Below are 17,457 nucleotides of genomic sequence, written 5' to 3'. Positions count from 1 at the left end.
TTACGGAACTGATTTCATGATGAAAAAATCGTTATGCTGCGCGTTGCTGCTGACAGCCTCTGTCTCAACGTTTGCCGCCGAAAAAACAGAACAACAGATTGCCGATATCGTAAACCGCACCATCACACCGCTGATGCAAGAACAGGCTATTCCGGGTATGGCCGTGGCAATTATCTACCAGGGAAAACCTTATTACTTTACCTGGGGTAAAGCCGATATCGCCAAAAACCGTCCTGTCACCCAGCAAACGCTGTTTGAACTAGGCTCAGTCAGTAAGACGTTCAACGGTGTGCTGGGCGGCGATGCTATCGCCCGTGGTGAAATTAAGCTCAGCGATCCGGTCACCCAATACTGGCCCGAATTAACTGGCAAACAATGGCAGGGTATCAGCCTGCTGCACCTGGCCACCTATACGGCGGGTGGTCTGCCGCTTCAGGTACCTGACGATGTTACAGATAAAGCGGCATTACTGCGCTTTTATCAAAACTGGCAGCCGCAATGGGCCGCGGGTGCTAAACGTCTCTATGCTAACTCCAGTATTGGTCTGTTTGGCGCACTGGCGGTGAAACCTTCAGGAATGCGCTATGAAGAGGCGATGACCAAACGCGTCCTGCAACCATTAAAACTGACGCATACCTGGATTACGGTTCCGCAGAGCGAACAAAAGGATTATGCCTGGGGCTATCGCGAAGGAAGGCCCGTGCATGTATCTCCGGGGCAGCTTGATGCCGAAGCCTATGGGGTAAAATCCAGTCTTGTCGATATGACCCGCTGGGTTCAGGCCAACATGGACGCCAGCCAGGTACAAGAGAAAACGCTCCGACAGGGAATTGAAATCGCGCAGGCTCGTTACTGGCGTATTGGCGATATGTACCAGGGATTAGGCTGGGAGATGCTGAACTGGCCGGTGAATGCCGACTCGATAATCAACGGTAGCGACAGTAAAGTCGCGTTAGCGGCGCTTCCCGCCGTTGAGGTCAATCCGCCAGCCCCGGCCGTGAAGGCCTCATGGGTGCATAAAACCGGCTCCACTGGCGGATTTGGCAGCTACGTTGCTTTCGTTCCAGAAAAAAATCTTGGCATCGTGATGCTGGCAAACAAAAGCTATCCAAATCCTGCTCGCGTCGATGCAGCCTGGCGCATTCTTGAAAAATTACAGTAACTGACGACGAGGTCCGCTATAGCGGACCTCGTTTCTTCCTCTTCTTTTTCCTGCTGTCATCTACACTTAACAAAAAAACAGCAAGGAAAATCTTATGCGTATTCTGCCCGTCGTTGCTGCAGTTACCGCTGCATTTCTGGTTGTCGCCTGCAGTACCCCTACACCGCCAAAAGGCGTTACCGTTGTGAATAACTTTGACGCTAAACGCTATCTTGGTACCTGGTATGAAATTGCACGTTTAGACCATCGCTTCGAACGTGGACTGGAAAAAGTGACCGCAACGTATAGCTTGCGCGACGACGGCGGTATCAACGTGATCAATAAGGGCTATAACCCGGACAGAGAGATGTGGCAAAAAACGGAGGGTAAAGCCTATTTCACTGGCGACCCAAATCGGGCTGCGCTCAAGGTGTCATTCTTCGGCCCCTTTTACGGCGGGTATAACGTGATTGCGCTCGACCGGGAATATCGCCACGCGCTGGTTTGCGGTCCGGATCGCGATTACCTGTGGATCCTTTCACGGACCCCCACCATTTCAGATGAAATGAAGCAGCAAATGTTGGCTATCGCGACCCGGGAAGGGTTTGACGTCAATAAACTGATTTGGGTAAAACAGCCTGGTACTTAGTGAGTGCTCAGCTTCAGACCAATAATGCCAGCCACAATCAGCCCCAGACTCAGCAAACGCGCCGGACTGGCGGATTCACCCAACAGCAGAATCCCGGTAATGGCCGCCCCGACGGCCCCAATACCGGTCCAGACGGCATAGGCGGTCCCAACTGGCAAAGTACGCATCGCCCAGGAGAGCATGGCGATACTGACGATCATGGCCGCAATAGTGATAATACTTGGCGTCAGACGTGTGAAACCGTGGGTATATTTCAGGCCAATCGCCCAGACAACTTCGAGCAAACCGGCAATTAATAAAACGATCCAGGACATATCAGGCTCCAGAACAATGGGGCCGTCCCCGGTGAAAGAAGCGTTTGCAGGTCGTCCTGCAAAGCTGTGTGTGAAATGGCATTTTTGCCCGACAGAAAATGAATTTCAACCTTTTTATTCACCGTCTGTTAAAAGCAAGAATTAAGCATAATTAGCGGCGTAGTTCCCGCATTTGGCACTCATCGGAGTTCTCTATGATGAAGGGCTTTCTGAAATCAGAAAGTCGATTGCCCCTCTTCTGAATGCGAAAAGTTTATGCTTAAAATTTTAGTGATTGACCGATGCCACTTTACCCGCACAGGGATAGAGGCATTGCTTAATCATTCTGGCAGGTTCAACTCCTCATTTCTGGTATCAGGAATTAATAATCTTCTGTTGGCAAAAGAGCATATTTTGCAGTGGAAACCGCATCTGGTCATTGCGGATTTATACAGTTTTATTAGCGAGGCGCATTCCACTCCGCCAGTTAAGCCCTTTTTCATGAGCTGTGGCGTAATACCTCTGATCTTACTGCAATCAGCGGACAGACAACACGCGTCCATCCCAGCTTCTCAAGCCACCGCCTATTCGGTATTAACCAAACACACCTCGCTAAACGCACTTACACACACGATTCAGGAAGCGCTACAAGATCGCCCCACATTAGCATTAGCCGAAAACGCGACGCCACTACTTACGCCGCAGGAGGAGAAAGTATTGTCAATGTGGATGGATGGCGTGAGTAACCAGGTTATAGCCGCCACGCTCAGCATTCATGGCAAAACGGTGTATACCTATAAACGAAATATTCGTCTGAAGCTTCATCTGGGGAACCGCTTCTCACCGTTCCTCTCACTCCCACACAGGGAGAGTTAACGGTACGACCCAGCGTCGTACCGTTGAGCATTATTGCTGAGCTTTTGTCGCCGCACCAGAGATAGCGTTACCGCCGTCAGAAATATCCTCCCCTACGCCTCGCGTGGTATTACACGCGGTTAATACGGAAGAAAGTACCAACACAGAAAAGATCGCAGCAATTGTCTTCTTAATCATAACGTCTTCCTTTTCTAGCCAATATTGTTTGTGTATAGCTACTTAATAATAGACAAGATCCGGAAGTGTGATGGATAAACAACCGTTTTTCAGATTATGTGAGAAGTTTAACTGGCGGCGTGAGAGATTGAATTGCCGAGATGTTTGATGTCTTCACCGAAGCCGCGCGCGGTATTACAGCCCGCCAGTAGAGTGCTGGTGAAAAGGATAAGCATTACAAGACTGAGAAGACGTTTCATCATTCCTGCCCTGGAAAAAGTATGGCGCAGCAACCTGCGCCACAAGATCAAATAAGTGTCTTATTTTACGCGGGAAACGTATTCGCCTGAGCGAGTATCCACTTTGATCACTTCGCCGATCTGTACGAACAGCGGAACTTTAACGACTGCGCCGGTAGACAGGGTAGCCGGTTTGCCGCCAGTACCAGCGGTATCGCCTTTCAGACCTGGGTCGGTTTCAATGACTTCCAGCTCAACGAAGTTCGGCGGAGTCACAGAGATCGGCTGACCGTTCCACAGGGTCACGATGCATTCAGCCTGGTCCAGCAGCCATTTAGCGTTATCGCCTACCGCTTTCTCGTCTGCAGCCAGCTGTTCGAAAGTGGTGTTGTTCATGAAGTGCCAGAATTCACCGTCGCTATACAGGAAGGTCAGGTTCATGTCGGCTACATCTGCGCCTTCGGCAGAGTCGGTAGACTTGAAGGTTTTCTCTACGCGAGTACCGGTCAGCAGGCGACGCAGCTTAACGCGCGCAAACGCCTGGCCTTTACCTGGTTTAACGAATTCGCTGGCTTCAACCGCATAAGGTTCGCCGTCCAACATGATTTTAAGACCAGCACGAAAATCGTTGCTATAGTACGTTGCCATAAGGCCCTCTGAAAATTGTTAACTGGTAGCTAAGCCACAAAATGGCGCATATTGTAACCCTAAATACCCCATCCAGAGAAGATTGGTTATCGCAACTTGCCGATGTTGTGACCGATCCCGATGAACTTCTGCATCTTTTGAATATAGACGCAGATGAAAAACTGTTGGCCGGACGCGGCGCGAGACGACTTTTCGCCCTGCGCGTGCCGCGCGCGTTTATTGCGCGCATGGAGAAAGGCAATCCAAACGATCCGCTTCTGCGTCAGGTACTTACCGCCGAGGAAGAGTTTGTTGCCGCACCCGGTTACTCGACCGATCCGCTGGAGGAACAGCACAGTGTGGTTCCCGGCCTGCTGCACAAATATCGCAACCGGGCGCTGCTGCTGGTCAAAGGCGGCTGCGCGGTAAATTGTCGTTATTGCTTCCGCCGACACTTCCCGTACGCCGAAAATCAGGGCAACAAGCGCAACTGGCAAGTCGCTCTGGACTATATTACCGCCCATCCAGAACTGGATGAAATCATCTTCTCCGGCGGCGATCCGTTGATGGCCAAGGATCACGAACTGGACTGGCTGCTCACGCAGCTGGAAACCATTCCACACATTAAGCGTCTGCGCATTCACAGCCGTTTACCAATTGTGATCCCGGCGCGTATTACCGAAGGGCTGACCGAACGTTTTGCTCACTCTTCACTGCAAATTCTGCTGGTCAATCATATTAACCATGCCAATGAAGTTGATGAGACATTTCGTCAGGCGATGCTCAGACTGCGCAAAGCAGGCGTTACGCTACTCAATCAAAGCGTATTGCTACGTGGTGTTAACGATAACGCCCAAACCCTGGCCGACCTTAGCAACGCATTGTTTGATGCGGGTGTTATGCCCTATTACCTGCATGTACTGGATAAAGTGCAGGGTGCCGCCCACTTTATGGTCAGCGACGAGGAAGCGCGTCAGATTATGCGTGAACTGCTGACGCTGGTTTCCGGTTACATGGTCCCTAAACTGGCGCGAGAAATTGGCGGAGAACCTAGTAAAACGCCGTTGGACCTGCAATTACGCCAGCAATAATTCTTAGTGAGTGTCCGATTATGGACACTCACTACCAATCCCGAGTATTTAATATCCGAGCAGGTAGAGTCGCACTTTTAATATGTGCTATTTTAACTAGCACTGTGCAACAACTCATTTGCAAATTTTATAAATTAATACAAGTGTAGATTTCCAATAAATATATGGTTAGGGAGAACCCTGGATGGTTATTAGTATTAAGGGTATTAATACCGGTGTTATTCGTCAGAAGAATGAATTTGTTGCTCTGGCACTTAAGATCAAAGAACCAAGAAATAAAGAGTCGCTGTTTTTTCTCTCACCGTTGGGGCTAAGAGATTTGCTTATCGCCCTGGAGAGCAGACTCCATGCGAAGCACCAGCTTAGCAAAGAAGCGCGTTTGCAATATGAAAAAGAACGCGACAAAGCCAGTAAAAAGATGCACGAGAATATCCCGTTAATTCAGGAAGATGAGTTAAAAAATGCGGATATAAACCGTCGCATCAATTCGCTGATGTTAGTGGATGACAAAGGAGAAAGCTTAGCATTTTCTCTGACGCTACATGACGGACAAACCCACCAATTACTGATTAATGAACTGCAGATCCAGGTATTAGCCCATGCAATCATTCATGCAATAAATAATGCTGGCATGCAGGAATTAGCGTTAAGAATTACATCGCTGCTGGATTTCTTACCGCTGTACGATGTTGATTGCCAGCAAAACGACAATCTTGAATATGATTCATATACACAACCGGAATGGAAACTTAACCTGTTTAACCATTACCTGGCGATTATCTACCGCTATAAGGATGAAAAGGGTAAAGCTCAATTCTGTGGCTCAGTAGTAAAAACTCGCGCCCTTTCCGGCAGTAAAGAAGCTGAGGCCATTACCCGACGCCTTCTGGACTTCAGCCCACGACTGAAAAAACTTGCCGGTGTACCGTGCCAGGTGTTTGTCAGAACATTGACGGGTGATAAAACCCAAAAGCTCAATCAGGATCAGTGTTTGCGCGCGCTACATCATTTACGCGTTCAGTCTGCGCATAAAGCTCAGAATGCCTGATGGCGCTGCGCTTATCAGGCCTACGATCATGTGTACCGTAGGCCGGATAAGACGCTTTAGCGTCGCCATCCGGCATCAACCGCGTTTATCAATTTGGGCACTTATAAACCTGACCATTCATCTCGCTGGCGGTAGGCACAAAGCTGGACAGCATTCCCTGTGATGGGCTGCTGACGCCATAAATCACGTTACCACCCATTGCTGCGGCCTGGTTACGCAGATCGTTCGCTGCACCACGCATAGACCCACCCTCTTCGCCATGCTGACCAGAAAGCCAGTTGCTCTGCGTACCGGTTGCGGTGCCAATCAGCTGGCACTCTGCGCCTGGCTTGTCTTCGACAAAGCGTACGCTTTGTCCGGCTGAACTCAGTTCGTTGCTGGAGCTACAACCCGCCATCAGTAGCGCGGCACCAACGATCCCTGCTAAATATTTCACGTGCATGTCATTCCCCATAATCAATTAGTTGGACGTTATGTCCGTAGCTGAATCATATACTAAAAAGATGACCAAAAGAAAAACCCCCGGACAATTCTGCCCGGGGGTTTTCAATTCTGAGAGGTTCAGAACAACATGATTACATCATGCCGCCCATTCCACCCATACCGCCCATACCACCAGCAGCACCTAAGTCAGGCGCATCGCCTTTCGGCAGGTCGGTAACCATGCACTCGGTGGTGATCATCAGACCCGCAACAGAAGCTGCATACTGCAGAGCAGAACGCGTTACTTTGGTTGGATCCAGGATACCCATGTCGATCATGTTGCCGTATTCTTCAGTTGCAGCGTTGTAACCGTAGTTACCGTCACCCGCTTTCACGGTGTTAGCCACTACAGACGGCTCTTCGCCGCAGTTCAGAACGATTTGACGCAGCGGAGCTTCCATTGCGCGCAGCGCAACTTTGATACCGACGTTCTGGTCTTCGTTCTGACCTTTCAGGCCGGCAATTTTGGACGCTACGCGAATCAGCGCAACACCACCACCAGCAACCACGCCTTCTTCTACCGCAGCACGGGTTGCGTGCAGGGCATCTTCAACGCGAGCTTTCTTCTCTTTCATTTCAACTTCAGTCGCAGCACCAACTTTGATTACCGCAACGCCGCCTGCCAGTTTCGCTACGCGCTCCTGCAGTTTTTCACGGTCGTAGTCAGAAGTTGCTTCTTCGATCTGCTGACGAATCTGAGTTACGCGACCCTGGATTGCAGCTTCATCGCCTACGCCATCAATGATGGTGGTGGTGTCTTTGTTGATAACAACGCGTTTTGCCTGACCCAGATCTTCCAGAGTTGCTTTTTCCAGCTCCATACCGATCTCTTCAGAGATAACGGTACCACCGGTCAGGGTAGCGATATCTTGCAGCATCGCTTTACGACGATCGCCGAAGCCAGGTGCCTTAACAGCAGCGACTTTCACGATACCGCGCATGGTGTTAACAACCAGAGTTGCCAGCGCTTCGCCTTCAACATCTTCAGCGATGATCAGCAGCGGTTTGCCTGCTTTCGCTACGGCTTCCAGAACCGGCAGCATTTCACGGATGTTGGAGATTTTCTTATCAGCCAGCAGAATGAACGGGCTTTCCAGTTCTACAGCGCCAGTTTCCGGCTTGTTGATAAAGTAAGGAGACAGGTAGCCACGGTCGAACTGCATACCTTCAACCACGTCCAGTTCGTCCTGCAGACCGGTACCGTCTTCAACGGTAATCACGCCTTCTTTACCGACTTTGTCCATCGCTTCAGCGATCAGTTTACCTACGGTTTCGTCGGAGTTAGCGGAGATGGTACCAACCTGAGCAATAGCTTTGGAGTCAGAGCACGGTACGGACAGCGCTTTCAGTTCTTCAACGGCAGCAGCGACCGCTTTGTCGATACCGCGTTTCAGATCCATCGGGTTCATACCCGCAGCAACAGCTTTCAGACCTTCAGTGATGATGGACTGAGCCAGTACGGTTGCGGTGGTGGTACCGTCGCCTGCAGCATCGTTCGCTTTAGAGGCAACTTCTTTCACCATCTGCGCACCCATGTTTTCGAACTTGTCTTCCAGTTCGATTTCACGTGCTACGGAAACACCATCTTTAGTGATGGTCGGTGCACCGAAAGATTTATCCAGAACTACGTTACGGCCTTTTGGACCGAGGGTAACTTTCACTGCATCTGCCAGTACGTTGACGCCGCGCAGCATTTTCACACGAGCGTCGTTACCGAATTTTACGTCTTTAGCTGCCATTTTCTCTTTCCCTTAAATTCGTATGTTCAGTGTCGTTCGCGGATTAGGCTTCAACAATTGCCAGGATGTCACTTTCAGACATGATCAACACTTCTTCATTGTCGATCTTCTCAGATTTAACACCGTAGCCATCGTTGAAAATAACGATATCGCCGACTTTCACGTCCAGCGGCTGTACGGTACCGTTGTCCAGGATGCGACCCTTACCGACAGCGATGATTTCGCCACGAGTTGATTTACCTGCTGCAGAACCGGTCAGTACGATGCCGCCAGCAGATTTGGATTCAACTTCTTTACGTTTGACGATCACACGATCATGTAACGGACGAATACTCATTGATAGCTCTCCTTTGAGAAAGTCTTTATCAGTTATGGGTGACGCCGGCCCGTAAACGGTTTCCCGGCTAGTGACCAGAGAGATGGGGATGGGGTTTTGTGCCTTCAAGGGGGCAAGCGAAAAAAAATTTTTATCAGCAGAAAATCCCGTCAAAACACCGACGCACCTCACATTCCATAACGATTTCAGTCACGTCGTCATAAGCAAATCCGATTGTGATACCATCAAAAATCTGCGCTGTAGCCCAGTCAACGGGCATAACCGGATAACAACTTATGAGCGGACTGAAACAAGAGCTGGGACTGGCTCAGGGCGTTGGCCTGTTGTCGACATCATTGTTAGGTACAGGCGTTTTTGCCGTCCCCGCGCTGGCTGCGCTGGTGGCTGGCAACAATAGCTTGTGGGCCTGGCCGGTGCTAATTGTTTTAGTCTTTCCCGTGGCGATTGTCTTCGCCGTGCTCGGCCGCCATTTCCCCAGCGCGGGCGGCGTGGCGCATTTTGTCGGTATGGCCTTTGGCTCGCGCCTGGAGCGCGTCACCGGATGGTTGTTTTTATCAGTAATCCCCGTGGGCTTACCTGCGGCATTACATATTGCCGCAGGATTCGGCCAGGCGATGTTTGGCTGGCATGACGAGCAGCTTCTGCTGGCAGAACTCGGTACACTGGCGTTGGTCTGGTACATAGGCTCCCGCGGCGCCAGCTCCAGCGCTAACCTACAAACGGTCATTGCCGGGCTGATCGTTGCTCTCATTGTCGCCATCTGGTGGGCGGGCGATCTAAAACCCAATGAAATCCCTTTCCCTGCGGTTAGCGAAATTGAACTTCCCGGACTGTTCGCCGCGCTGTCGGTGATGTTCTGGTGCTTTGTCGGCCTTGAAGCATTTGCCCACCTGGCCTCTGAATTTAAAAATCCGGAGCGAGACTTCCCGCGCGCGCTGATGATCGGTCTACTGCTGGCAGGTTCTGTCTACTGGGCATGCACCGTCGTCGTCCTTCATTTTGACGCTTACGGCGAGCAAATGGCAGCGGCGGCATCACTGCCCGAAATTGTTGTACAGCTGTTTGGCGTACAGGCACTGTGGGTTGCCTGCATTATTGGTTATCTGGCCTGCTTTGCCAGTCTCAACATTTATATTCAAAGTTTCGCCCGGCTGGTCTGGTCGCAAGCGCAATACAAGCCGGAGAGTTATCTGGCGCGTCTGTCCCCTCGTCATCTTCCGCGCAATGCGCTGAACGCCGTGCTAGGTTGCTGCGTGGTCAGTACCTTGTGCATCTATATGCTGCAAATCAATCTCGATGCGTTAATCGTCTACGCTAACGGCATCTTTATTATGATTTATCTGCTGTGCATGCTGGCAGGTTGTCGATTACTGAAAGGACACTATCGCGCATTGGCGATCGTTGGCGGTTTGCTATGTCTGCTATTGCTGGCGATGGTCGGTTGGAAGAGTCTCTATGCGCTGATTATGCTGGCGGCGCTGTGGCTGTTTTTACCCCGCAGGCCGGATAAGTCGACGCTGACGCCATCATCCGGCATATAAACATGTTTGCCGGATAGCGCTAACGCTTATCCGGCCTACAAACTGATACTTAATCCCGACGATCGTCTTTATGTTCAATACTGTCGCGATGCTCGTCTTTACGCTGAAACTCACCGTCAAAGGTCTCGCCCCCACCCGTTCCGGCGCTAAAACCACCGCCGGGCATACGAGAAAAACGCAAATGTGGCAGCAGTTTCATCGTCAGATGCTTCTGCACCGGGGGTAGTAAAAGAAGAAGACCAAGGAAATCGGTAAAAAAACCAGGCAGCACTAATAGCAGACCGGCAATAATCAGCGAAACGCTCTTGATCATTTCTGCAGCCGGGCTTTCACCTGCCGCCATTTTTTGTTGCATCAGTAAAAAGTTCTTAAATCCCTGGTTACGAACCAGAGACATCCCGATAACCGACGTAAAAATAACCAAAATCAGGGTCATCAGAACACCCAACACATGGGCAACCTGAATAAAAATAGATATCTCTATGTAAACATAGAGAAAAATGGCAAGTAATGGTATCCAGCGCAAAGGGGACTCCTGTTAATAACAGGCGTTTTGTACAACGTCTGTCCAAAAATTATGTTAATCGCATCGATTTGATATTGAGGTGGTTAGCAAAATTTCAAGCCGCTTGTACACTAATATTTAGTGTTAATCCTAAAGGGGTGATCTATTTCACAGAATAATAAATAAGGGGTAAATTCCACGTTTTAAGTGATCCAGATTACGGTAGAAATCCTGAACCAGCATATGATCTCGGGTATCAGACCGATGCAGGGGATAATCGTCGGTCGAGAAACAATCGAAATCACATATATCCTGTGTGTTTAGTCAAATCATTGGCAGCTTGAAAAAGAAGGTTCACATGTTAAACAACATTCGTATCGAAGAAGACTTGTTGGGTACCAGGGAAGTTCCAGCGGACGCTTACTATGGTGTTCACACTCTGAGAGCGATTGAAAACTTCTACATTAGCAACAACAAAATCAGCGACATTCCTGAATTTGTTCGCGGCATGGTAATGGTGAAAAAGGCAGCGGCTATGGCCAACAAAGAGCTGCAAACCATTCCTAAGAGTGTGGCAAATGCCATCATCGCGGCGTGTGATGAAGTCCTGAATAACGGAAAATGCATGGATCAGTTCCCGGTAGACGTTTACCAGGGTGGTGCGGGTACCTCCGTCAACATGAACACCAACGAAGTGCTGGCCAATATCGGTCTGGAACTGATGGGTCACCAGAAAGGTGAATATCAGTACCTGAACCCGAACGACCACGTTAACAAATGTCAGTCTACCAACGACGCATACCCAACTGGCTTCCGTATCGCGGTATACGCATCCATCATCAAACTGATTGATGCTCTGAACCAGCTGCGTGAAGGCTTCGAGAAAAAAGCCGATGAATTCCAGGACATCCTGAAAATGGGTCGTACCCAGTTGCAGGATGCTGTGCCGATGACCCTCGGTCAGGAATTCCGTGCTTTCAGCATCCTGCTGAAAGAAGAAGTGAAAAACATTGGGCGTACTGCAGAGCTGCTGCTGGAAGTTAACCTCGGCGCAACGGCAATCGGTACGGGTCTGAACACACCGAAAGAATACTCTCCGCTGGCAGTGAAAAAACTGGCTGAAGTAACCGGTTTTGCCTGTGTTCCTGCAGAAGACCTGATTGAAGCTACTTCTGACTGCGGCGCATACGTTATGGTGCACGGCGCACTGAAACGTCTGGCTGTGAAGATGTCCAAAATCTGTAACGACCTGCGTTTGCTCTCCTCTGGTCCACGTGCCGGCCTGAACGAGATCAACCTGCCGGAACTGCAGGCTGGCTCTTCCATCATGCCAGCTAAAGTGAACCCGGTTGTTCCGGAAGTCGTAAACCAGGTGTGCTTTAAAGTCATCGGTAACGACATCACTGTCACCATGGCGTCTGAAGCAGGTCAGCTGCAGCTGAACGTTATGGAGCCAGTAATCGGCCAGGCAATGTTCGAATCCATTCACATTCTGAGCAACGCTTGCTACAACCTGTTGGAAAAATGCGTTAGCGGCATTACTGCAAACAAAGAAGTGTGCGAAGCATTCGTTTACAACTCTATCGGTATCGTTACTTACCTTAACCCGTTCATCGGCCACCACAACGGCGACATCGTTGGTAAAATTTGTGCCGAAACCGGTAAGAGCGTACGTGAAGTTGTCCTGGAGCGCGGCCTGTTGACCGAAGCCGAGCTGGACGATATCTTCTCAGTACAGAACCTGATGCACCCGGCTTATAAAGCAAAACGTTATACTGATGAAAGCGAACAGTAATCGTGTAGGGTAGTACCAGAGAAGGCACGTCAGATGACGTGCCTTTTTTCTTGCACGAAGTTACTTAAAAACAACAATTTAATATCAACTTGTTAAACAACAAGGAAGGCTAATATGATAGTTTTAGAACTTATCATCGTTTTGCTGGCAATCTTTTTAGGTGCCAGACTTGGGGGTATCGGTATTGGATTTGCAGGTGGGCTGGGTGTCCTGGTTCTCGCCGCTATCGGCGTAAAACCCGGTAATATCCCGTTCGATGTCATTTCCATTATCATGGCGGTTATCGCTGCCATCTCAGCTATGCAGATTGCAGGTGGTCTGGACTATCTGGTTCATCAAACTGAAAAACTGCTGCGTAAGAACCCGAAATACATCACGATCCTTGCACCCATCGTGACCTATTTCCTGACCATCTTTGCGGGTACGGGTAACATCTCTCTGGCAACTCTGCCGGTTATCGCTGAAGTTGCGAAGGAACAAGGGATCAAACCTTGCCGTCCGCTCTCAACTGCGGTGGTTTCTGCTCAGATTGCGATCACAGCATCACCAATCTCTGCAGCCGTGGTTTACATGTCTTCCGTAATGGAAGGTCATGGCATCAGCTATATTCACCTGCTGTCCGTGGTTATTCCGTCCACCCTGCTGGCCGTTCTGGTAATGTCCTTCCTGGTGACTATGCTGTTCAACTCTAAACTGTCTGACGATCCGATTTATCGTAAGCGTCTGGAAGAAGGTTTGGTTGAGCTGCGTGGTGAAAGACAAGTTGAAATCAAAGCAGGCGCAAAAACCTCCGTTTGGCTGTTCCTGCTGGGCGTAATTTGCGTTGTTGTCTATGCGATCGTCAACAGCCCAAGCCTGGGTCTGGTCGCTAAACCGCTGATGAACACCACCAACGCTATCCTGATCATCATGCTGAGCATCGCGACGCTGACCACCATCATCTGCCGCGTTGAAACAGATTCCATCCTCAACTCCAGTACCTTCAAAGCCGGTATGAGCGCCTGTATTTGTATCCTGGGCGTTGCGTGGTTGGGTGATACCTTCGTATCTCATAACATTGACTGGATCAAAGATACTGCAGGTAGCGTAATTCAGGGCCATCCGTGGCTGCTGGCTGTCATCTTCTTCTTTGCTTCTGCGCTGCTGTACTCTCAGGCAGCAACCGCTAAAGCACTGATGCCGATGGCTCTGGCGCTGAACGTTTCCCCGCTGACAGCTGTTGCCTCTTTCGCAGCTGTTTCCGGCCTGTTCATTCTGCCAACCTACCCAACTCTGGTTGCGGCGGTTCAGATGGATGACACCGGTACAACCCGTATCGGTAAATTCGTCTTTAACCATCCGTTCTTCATCCCAGGTACTCTGGGTGTGGTTCTGGCTGTCTGCTTCGGCTTCTTGCTGGGCAGCTTCATGTTGTAAAATTTTCCTGCAGGGTGCCTCTGCACCCTGCAGTTCCTCCGCTTCATCACCCCGCTTTAGCTAACATCCTTCCCTCGTCCGTTGTATAGTGACCACTCTTTAGCTGGTTACTCTGTTCTTTCGAGGTGTTTATGCTTGATGTAAAGAGTCAGGATATTTCCATCCCCGATACCGTTGTGGTGCTCTGTACTGCTCCGGATGAAGCAACCGCCCAGGATCTGGCTGCAAAAGTGCTGGCGGAAAAGCTGGCAGCCTGCGTGACACTTCTGCCCGGAGCAACCTCCCTCTATTATTGGGAAGGTAAACTGGAGCAGGAATATGAAGTCCAGATGATTTTAAAAACCACCGTCACGCACCAGCAAGCCCTTCTCGATTGCCTGAAGTCACATCACCCGTATCAAACACCTGAACTTCTGGTTTTACCCGTCACTCACGGAGACTTTGATTACCGCTCATGGCTCAACGCATCCTTACGCTGATCCTGCTGCTGTGCAGCACATCTACCTTTGCCGGATTATTTGACGCGCCCGGCCGCTCGCAGTTTGTTCCTGCCGATCGGGCGTTTGTTTTTGATTTTCAGCAAAACCAACACGATCTGAACCTCTCATGGCAGGTAAAAGATGGCTACTATCTCTATCGCAAACAGATAAGCATTACGCCATCTCAGGCCGATATTGCCGAGGTAAAACTGCCGCCAGGCGTCTGGCATGAAGATGAGTTTTACGGCAAAAGTGAGATTTACCGTAAACAGTTGAATATTCCGGTTACGGTTAATCGGGCCGCATCTGGCGCAACATTAACGGTCACGTACCAGGGCTGTGCCGACGCCGGTTTTTGCTATCCGCCGGAAACTAAAACTGTCCCTTTAAGTGAAGTGTCAGCCGCTGTCGGGGGGGCTCCGGCTACCGTACCTGTCACTGAAGCCCCGGAAGAGAAACCACAGCCCGCAGCCCAACTTCCCTTTTCCGCGCTGTGGGCATTGCTAATCGGCATTGGCATCGCTTTCACGCCCTGCGTACTGCCGATGTATCCGCTGATTTCCGGCATCGTGCTGGGCGGCAAGCAACGGTTATCAACCGGGCGAGCGCTGCTGCTGACGTTTATCTACGTCCAGGGAATGGCGCTCACCTATACTGCGCTGGGTCTGGTTGTTGCCGCCGCCGGATTACAGTTTCAGGCGGCGTTACAGCATCCTTATGTTCTGATCGGTCTTGCCATCATCTTTACGCTGCTGGCTCTGTCTATGTTCGGCCTGTTCACGCTGCAACTCCCTTCCTCACTGCAAACGCGCCTCACGTTGCTGAGTAACCGCCAGCAAGGCGGCTCTCCCGGTAGCGTCTTTACGATGGGGGCGATTGCGGGTCTCATCTGTTCTCCTTGCACAACAGCGCCGCTAAGCGCGATTTTGCTGTATATCGCTCAGAGCGGAAATATGTGGCTGGGAGGCGGTACGCTGTATCTGTACGCGCTGGGGATGGGCTTGCCGCTGATGTTGATTACCGTCTTTGGCAACCGCCTGCTGCCTAAAAGCGGTCCATGGATGGAACAGGTTAAAACCGCTTTCGGCTTCGTCATCCTGGCGCTTCCCGTCTTCTTGCTTGAACGCATCATTGGCGACGTATGGGGCGTGCGCCTGTGGTCGCTGTTGGGCGTCGCGTTCTTTAGCTGGGCATTCATTACCAGCCTGCAGGCAAAGCACGCCTGGATGCGCATCGTGCAGATTGTCCTGTTAGCCACAGCGCTTGTCAGTGTACGTCCATTGCAGGACTGGGCGTTTGGCACGCCGCATGCTCAAACCCAGACACACCTTAACTTCACGCCAGTGGCCTCGGTGGAGGCATTAAATCAGGCGCTGGCACAAGCTAAAGGCAGGCCCGTCATGTTGGATCTGTATGCCGACTGGTGCGTGGCCTGTAAGGAGTTTGAGAAGTACACCTTCAGCGATCCGCAGGTTCAGCAAGCGCTAGGCGACACAGTGCTTTTACAGGCGGACGTAACTGCAAACAATGCCAAGGATGTCGCTCTCCTGAAACATCTACAGGTTTTAGGTTTGCCCACTATCCTGTTTTTTGATGCCGAGGGTAAAGAGCATCCGGAGGCTCGGGTAACGGGCTTTATGGACGCAGCGACCTTCAGCGCACATTTGCGCGATCGTCAACCGTGAGCGACACTTGCAAAAGGAAATACGGAGGAGAATACCGTGCAACGTGAAGATGTCCTGGGAGAAGCCCTGAAATTACTTGAGGTTCAAGGGATAGCCAATACCACGCTGGAAATGGTGGCCGAACGTATCGATTATCCGCTTGATGAACTACAGCGCTTTTGGCCAGATAAAGAAGCCATCCTGTATGATGCGTTACGTTACCTCAGCCAGCGGGTGGATATCTGGCGGCGTCAGCTTTTGCTGGATGAGACCCTGAGCGCTGAACAGAAATTACTGGCACGCTACAGCGCGCTATCCGAATGTGTGAGCAATAATCGCTATCCCGGCTGCCTGTTCATTGCCGCCTGCACGTTTTATCCCGATCCTGGACATCCAATCCACCAGTTAGCCGACCAACAAAAAAAAGCAGCGCATGACTTCACTCATGAGCTACTGACTACGCTGGAAGTTGACGACCCGGCCATGGTCGCCAAACAGATGGAACTGGTGCTGGAGGGATGTCTGAGCCGCATGCTGGTGAATCGTAGCCATGCTGATGTCGAAACGGCACACCGTCTGGCGGAAGATATTCTGCGCTTTGCCCAGTGCCGTATGGGTGGCGCGCTAACCTAAGTGAACAGGCCCGTCCAGGCCGAAGTGAGTGAGCATCAGTCGCTGAAAACGCACCATCGCCACGGTGGTGCGAAATAATCTGTTAACCGCCCTGATCAGCGTTTTATTAAAATGCAGCGAATTACTCTTTTGCTATACAGCCCTCTTCTTTCGCTCAGCATTCCCTGTCGACATCATGACGGTCTGGAAGATTTGTGCAAACTTCAGGCACAAACGCACAGATTGCCGCAATATTAAGCGGTTGAACCGTTTTTCCTGAAATTTGATTGACTGACAGACGTGAATACGGTTTAATGCGCCCCGTTGCCCGGATAGCTCAGTCGGTAGAGCAGGGGATTGAAAATCCCCGTGTCCTTGGTTCGATTCCGAGTCCGGGCACCACTATTTAAAGAACCCGCCCACAAGGCGGGTTTTTGCTTTTGTAGTTTCTGATAGCTTCCAGCCGATCGTTTTACTCTATTTCTGAGCCACCACCTCTCACCAACTCCACACGCAAACTCAATCTCGCAGTTAGCAGCCAACTTCAGTAAGCAGACGCCAGGGATACTATATAAAAATGGGATTCAGCGTGACGGGACGTACAGAGGTGGACGATCTTGGGCGACCGTACCCGTTGCTCAGTCTCGTGCGCGGGTAGCAGGACAAGCTTTTGCGTGGTGCGGAATTGCCTGATGCGCTGCGCTTATCAGGCCTACAAAATACGTTCAGCCCAGCGCAGGCCGGATAAGGCGTTTACGCCGCATCC

Annotated in this window: 19 protein-coding genes, 1 tRNA gene and 1 pseudogene; 13 read left to right on the top strand and 8 right to left on the bottom strand. The window is 50.7% G+C overall.

What is annotated here, in order from left to right:
* Positions 1 to 16 precede the first annotated feature (16 nt).
* Both blaCMY and FDX11_RS05025 read left to right on the top strand, forming a co-directional pair.
* Positions 17 to 1,162 (top strand): CMY-2 family class C beta-lactamase, encoded by a 1,146-nt coding sequence (gene blaCMY, locus FDX11_RS05030; RefSeq protein WP_042312838.1) that lies wholly within the window; start codon positions 17 to 19, stop codon positions 1,160 to 1,162.
* A gap of 94 nt (positions 1,163 to 1,256) precedes the next feature.
* Positions 1,257 to 1,790: a lipocalin family protein gene (locus FDX11_RS05025; RefSeq protein WP_042312840.1), complete on the top strand. Its 534-nt coding sequence runs from the start codon at positions 1,257 to 1,259 to the stop codon at positions 1,788 to 1,790.
* On the opposite strand, the gene sugE is transcribed toward FDX11_RS05025, so the two are convergent.
* Entirely contained in the window at positions 1,787 to 2,104 is a 318-nt protein-coding gene (gene sugE, locus FDX11_RS05020) for a quaternary ammonium compound efflux SMR transporter SugE (protein WP_000118520.1), read from the bottom strand. The two genes, FDX11_RS05025 and sugE, sit on opposite strands and share 4 nt — an antisense overlap.
* A 255-nt stretch (positions 2,105 to 2,359) precedes the next feature.
* On the opposite strand from sugE, the gene FDX11_RS05015 reads away from it, so the two are divergent.
* Entirely contained in the window at positions 2,360 to 2,959 is a 600-nt protein-coding gene (locus FDX11_RS05015; protein WP_042312843.1) for a LuxR C-terminal-related transcriptional regulator, read from the top strand.
* A gap of 30 nt (positions 2,960 to 2,989) precedes the next feature.
* Here the strand turns inward: FDX11_RS05015 and ecnB are convergent, their stop codons facing one another.
* The 3 genes from ecnB to efp form a co-directional block, all read right to left on the bottom strand.
* On the bottom strand, positions 2,990 to 3,136 hold the full coding sequence (gene ecnB / locus FDX11_RS05010; protein WP_032940256.1) for a lipoprotein toxin entericidin B: 147 nt from the start codon (positions 3,134 to 3,136) through the stop codon (positions 2,990 to 2,992).
* Positions 3,137 to 3,243: 107 nt separating this feature from the next.
* Entirely contained in the window at positions 3,244 to 3,378 is a 135-nt protein-coding gene (gene ecnA / locus FDX11_RS05005; protein ID WP_016151394.1) for a lipoprotein antitoxin entericidin A, read from the bottom strand.
* Positions 3,379 to 3,435: 57 nt separating this feature from the next.
* Positions 3,436 to 4,002, bottom strand: coding sequence for an elongation factor P (gene efp, locus FDX11_RS05000; RefSeq protein ID WP_006686282.1), 567 nt, complete (start codon positions 4,000 to 4,002; stop codon positions 3,436 to 3,438).
* 41 nt (positions 4,003 to 4,043) lie between these two features.
* On the opposite strand from efp, the gene epmB reads away from it, so the two are divergent.
* Both epmB and yjeJ read left to right on the top strand, forming a co-directional pair.
* A complete protein-coding gene (gene epmB / locus FDX11_RS04995; RefSeq protein WP_137397578.1) occupies positions 4,044 to 5,072 on the top strand; it encodes an EF-P beta-lysylation protein EpmB in 1,029 nt (342 codons plus the stop codon).
* A gap of 184 nt (positions 5,073 to 5,256) precedes the next feature.
* On the top strand, positions 5,257 to 6,120 hold the full coding sequence (gene yjeJ / locus FDX11_RS04990; RefSeq protein ID WP_137397577.1) for a YjeJ family protein: 864 nt from the start codon (positions 5,257 to 5,259) through the stop codon (positions 6,118 to 6,120).
* An 88-nt stretch (positions 6,121 to 6,208) separates the two neighbouring features.
* Here yjeJ and FDX11_RS04985 read toward each other — a convergent pair whose 3' ends face one another.
* The 3 genes from FDX11_RS04985 to FDX11_RS04975 all read right to left on the bottom strand — a co-directional run bounded on the left by FDX11_RS04985 (position 6,209) and on the right by FDX11_RS04975 (position 8,679).
* The gene (locus FDX11_RS04985; protein WP_042312852.1) at positions 6,209 to 6,562 is read right to left on the bottom strand and encodes a DUF4156 domain-containing protein; all 354 of its coding nucleotides are present in this window, start codon (positions 6,560 to 6,562) and stop codon (positions 6,209 to 6,211) included.
* Between the two features lie 133 nt (positions 6,563 to 6,695).
* Positions 6,696 to 8,342: a chaperonin GroEL gene (groL, locus tag FDX11_RS04980; RefSeq protein ID WP_006686275.1), complete on the bottom strand. Its 1,647-nt coding sequence runs from the start codon at positions 8,340 to 8,342 to the stop codon at positions 6,696 to 6,698.
* A gap of 43 nt (positions 8,343 to 8,385) precedes the next feature.
* Positions 8,386 to 8,679, bottom strand: a complete 294-nt coding sequence (locus FDX11_RS04975; RefSeq protein WP_000027827.1) for a co-chaperone GroES — start codon at positions 8,677 to 8,679, stop codon at positions 8,386 to 8,388.
* A gap of 275 nt (positions 8,680 to 8,954) precedes the next feature.
* Between FDX11_RS04975 and yjeH the strand changes: the two genes are divergently transcribed.
* Positions 8,955 to 10,220 (top strand): L-methionine/branched-chain amino acid transporter, encoded by a 1,266-nt coding sequence (gene yjeH / locus FDX11_RS04970; protein WP_061382719.1) that lies wholly within the window; start codon positions 8,955 to 8,957, stop codon positions 10,218 to 10,220.
* A gap of 49 nt (positions 10,221 to 10,269) precedes the next feature.
* On the opposite strand, the gene FDX11_RS04965 is transcribed toward yjeH, so the two are convergent.
* Positions 10,270 to 10,746, bottom strand: a complete 477-nt coding sequence (locus tag FDX11_RS04965) for an FxsA family protein (RefSeq protein WP_006686272.1) — start codon at positions 10,744 to 10,746, stop codon at positions 10,270 to 10,272.
* Positions 10,747 to 11,083: 337 nt separating this feature from the next.
* Between FDX11_RS04965 and aspA the strand changes: the two genes are divergently transcribed.
* From aspA to FDX11_RS04930, 7 genes and pseudogenes are all read left to right on the top strand, one after another.
* On the top strand, positions 11,084 to 12,520 hold the full coding sequence (gene aspA / locus FDX11_RS04960) for an aspartate ammonia-lyase (protein ID WP_032940252.1): 1,437 nt from the start codon (positions 11,084 to 11,086) through the stop codon (positions 12,518 to 12,520).
* Positions 12,521 to 12,634: 114 nt separating this feature from the next.
* The gene (dcuA, locus tag FDX11_RS04955) at positions 12,635 to 13,936 is read left to right on the top strand and encodes an anaerobic C4-dicarboxylate transporter DcuA (RefSeq protein WP_038636462.1); all 1,302 of its coding nucleotides are present in this window, start codon (positions 12,635 to 12,637) and stop codon (positions 13,934 to 13,936) included.
* Positions 13,937 to 14,067: 131 nt separating this feature from the next.
* On the top strand, positions 14,068 to 14,415 hold the full coding sequence (cutA, locus tag FDX11_RS04950; RefSeq protein WP_003025447.1) for a divalent cation tolerance protein CutA: 348 nt from the start codon (positions 14,068 to 14,070) through the stop codon (positions 14,413 to 14,415).
* Entirely contained in the window at positions 14,391 to 16,100 is a 1,710-nt protein-coding gene (locus tag FDX11_RS04945) for a protein-disulfide reductase DsbD (RefSeq protein ID WP_137397576.1), read from the top strand. The genes cutA and FDX11_RS04945 overlap by 25 nt, the downstream gene beginning before the upstream one ends.
* Before the next feature lie 36 nt (positions 16,101 to 16,136).
* A complete protein-coding gene (locus FDX11_RS04940; RefSeq protein ID WP_006686267.1) occupies positions 16,137 to 16,712 on the top strand; it encodes a transcriptional regulator in 576 nt (191 codons plus the stop codon).
* 305 nt (positions 16,713 to 17,017) lie between these two features.
* Positions 17,018 to 17,093, top strand: a tRNA-Phe gene (locus FDX11_RS04935).
* 160 nt (positions 17,094 to 17,253) lie between these two features.
* A pseudogene (locus FDX11_RS04930) lies at positions 17,254 to 17,349 on the top strand (GNAT family N-acetyltransferase); the annotation flags it as partial.
* Positions 17,350 to 17,457 lie beyond the last annotated feature (108 nt).

Source organism: Citrobacter sp. wls714 (assembly GCF_005281025.1).
Classification (GTDB): domain Bacteria; phylum Pseudomonadota; class Gammaproteobacteria; order Enterobacterales; family Enterobacteriaceae; genus Citrobacter; species Citrobacter werkmanii.
Note: the sequence above shows the minus strand (reverse complement) of the source record. Positions and strands in the feature narration are given on the sequence as shown.